Genomic DNA, 2,757 nt, shown 5'->3' on the forward strand with positions numbered 1-2,757 from the left:
TTCATTGATGACTCTGGATTCAGTTTTAGCAGTCGGCTCGGAATATTTATCCCTGAAGCTCGGAGCTTTTTTAAATAGGCATTTTCCGCACGAAGTAATTCTATTTCTTTTAAAAGCTGTTGTTCCTTCGTCAATTTTTTCACGTTCTTTTTATCCTTTGGATGGTAAGACATTGATCGACGCCCCTTTGATCTAGAGAGTCCTTCAACACCTTCAGTTTGCCATTTCCTCAACCAATTAATAATCATAGTAGGTTCAGTCATGCCAAATTTTCTAGCCACTTCTTCAAAGGAATCTCTTGTTCTTAACTTATAGTTTAGGACATCTAATTTAAAATGAACAGGATAACTCGCATCTGTCTCTTTAGTAACCAAGCCCTGTTTCCTAAATTCTTGAAACGCACTGACCCATTTTCTTATATTCGTTTTACTTGGAACTCCAAATCTAGTAGCCAGGGCAGCATATCCACCTTCACCAGCTAAATAAGCGTGAACAACTTTTTGCTTGAATCCTTCATCATATTTGACCACAAAAAAACACCTCAAAAGTTAGATTTGGTGGTCTAACTTTCGGGGTGCAGTACAAAGGCAGTCTTTTATTTATTATTTTCAAACCAATTTCTTAACTTTTCAGCGTAAAATAGCCGTTCTTTCGGTGAACTTGAATTTCCGTCCATTTTATAAAGATTATCATCTTTATAACGGGGATACACGTGAAGATGATAATGCCAAACATCCTGACTGCCACCAGGCTCGTTGTGTTGTCGAGTAGAAATACCTTCACATTGGTAACACTCTTTTAATGCATAGGAAACCTTTAAAGACAATTGCATATTCAATAGGCAAGTCAAAAATATTTTCGTAATGTTTATTTGGAATGATTATTACGTTCGCTATATTATTTTCCCACCATAACGGGCGATTAACGCAGTTACATAATCGTCTTTATACACTATATCCTGTTGCTTAGATTGAACAAATTTGTTTTCTCTATCCTCTACACCATTTATAACAAGACAAAAAGGGCACACATAGTCTGACGGCATGTGTTTATAATGGTTCAAAGAAATCCACCTCCATTTTTTCCTTATTATACCTAGTAAAGAATTTAATGTACTACACAAAACATTGATTCACTTACTCTTCGGTATTGTATAGGTAGTACAAGACCGGATTGTCTGAAGTTATATACTTCCTATATTAATTGTATATTTCAAGGATATAAATTCCAATATTAACAATGAAATGTATCCATTTTTTTGTTTAGTGGTAATATTTACATAAATAAGAAAAATATTCAGGAGGATGTAAAATGAAACTCAGCATTGGTGATTTTGATTTCTTAAATTCTTTTGATTTTCAATTTGAAGAACCAATTGATTCATACGGTAGAAATAAAATAAATCTTTTTACACTTAAAGTGAATGCAAACGAATTTGATTACAAACTTCTTCAAGATAATCTGATAGATCCTTTAATTGATTTTACTATTTCTAGGAAAGTAAAACTTCAGTATATAAATAAAGCTGGAACTCTTACAAGGAAGGCAAAAAATAAATTTGTGGAACATATAAAAAACAAGGGGGAATTAGGAGAACTTTTATTGTACTGTTTTTTAGAAACACATCTAAAGGCTCCTAAAATCTTATCAAAGTTGGAGCTCAAAACTTCGAATAATATGTATGTAAATGGTTCTGATGGTATCCATTTGTTACAGCTCGACAACGGAGATTTTCAAATTATTTTTGGGGAATCTAAGACATATCAAGATTTTACTACAGCTTTATCGGATGCTTTCAAATCAATACATCAATTTAAAAATGAAATTAATGATAAAGGTAATGAAAAATCTGGTATCGGTTATGAAAAATCTTTAATTAGCGATCATTTATTTAAGGAAACCTTTTCTTCAGAAGAGCAAATCTTTTTAGAAAAAATTATATACCCGAATAAAGAAAATACATTTCAAATAGATGACGCCTTTGGAATATTTATCGGCTATGAAGTAAAAGTTTCTGAAGAAGATAAACGTTTACCAAATGAGGTTTTTAGAAAAAAATTTCTAAACAAATCGGTGATGAAGTTAAGAAAAAATATAGTCATATTCAAAAAAAGATAGACGAATATAAGCTGTATGGACACAACTTTTATATTTATGTTTTACCGTTCTCTGAACTTGATGAAAGTAGAATTAAAATACAAAAGGAGCTATTCCGATGACTGATAATTGGATTGAACGCCTAGGTCAAAGAGTATCCGTATGCGGCAGCGTGAAGGGATTGAACTGGCTAAGAAAGAAGGAAAGTTTAAAGGTCGGTTAAAGAAGTACCATAAAAATCATGCAGGAATGAATTATGCAGTAAAGCTTTATAAAGAGGGAGATATGACTGTAAATCAAATTTGCGAAATTACAAATGTGTCTAGGGCCTCATTATATAGAAAGCTATCGGAAAGGAACAGTTGATGAGTTATACCAAAAATCGGAAATATATAATAGAAAATAAATTTCATATAGAGGTGGAATTATATGCCTAAAATTGACAATATGTTAGCAATTCTATGGATGCTTCGTTCAGGTGAAAAAATTACTGCAAAACAAATTTCAGAAAAGTTAGAGATGAATATAAGGACTGTGTATCGTTATATTGATACAATTTCAACAAGTGGCGTACCTATAATTTCAGAACCAGGACATAACGGTGGATACACTTTATTGAACAATTTTATTGAGGCTCCTCTTTTTTTTGATTTTGAGGAG

The 2,757-nt window shown here is 32.1% G+C and carries 3 protein-coding genes and 1 pseudogene; 3 read left to right on the forward strand and 1 reads right to left on the reverse strand.

The genetic code is table 11. The annotated features are described in order from the left end of the window. On the reverse strand, positions 1-530 hold a 530-nt coding region (locus AC3EA5_RS00990; RefSeq protein WP_488606694.1), incomplete at its 3' end, for a helix-turn-helix domain-containing protein. 781 nt (positions 531-1,311) lie between these two features. Here AC3EA5_RS00990 and AC3EA5_RS00995 point away from each other — a divergent pair. The 3 genes and pseudogenes from AC3EA5_RS00995 to AC3EA5_RS01005 form a co-directional block, all read left to right on the forward strand. Further along, positions 1,312-2,118 carry a HamA C-terminal domain-containing protein gene (locus tag AC3EA5_RS00995; RefSeq protein ID WP_488606695.1) on the forward strand — a complete coding sequence of 269 codons (807 nt, stop codon included), beginning with the start codon at positions 1,312-1,314 and terminating at the stop codon, positions 2,116-2,118. Positions 2,119-2,253: 135 nt separating this feature from the next. Then, a pseudogene (locus tag AC3EA5_RS01000) lies at positions 2,254-2,463 on the forward strand (helix-turn-helix domain-containing protein); the annotation flags it as partial. Between the two features lie 63 nt (positions 2,464-2,526). Further along, a partial coding sequence (locus AC3EA5_RS01005) for a helix-turn-helix transcriptional regulator (protein ID WP_488606696.1) occupies positions 2,527-2,757 on the forward strand: 231 nt, incomplete at its 3' end.

The organism is Paenisporosarcina sp., from assembly GCF_057785155.1.

What these genes read in the sequence shown, in the direction of transcription:
- AC3EA5_RS00995 (WP_488606695.1), top strand. Translation starts at nt 1,312, where the DNA reads ATGAAACTCAGCATTGGTGATTTTGATTTCTTAAATTCTTTTGATTTT.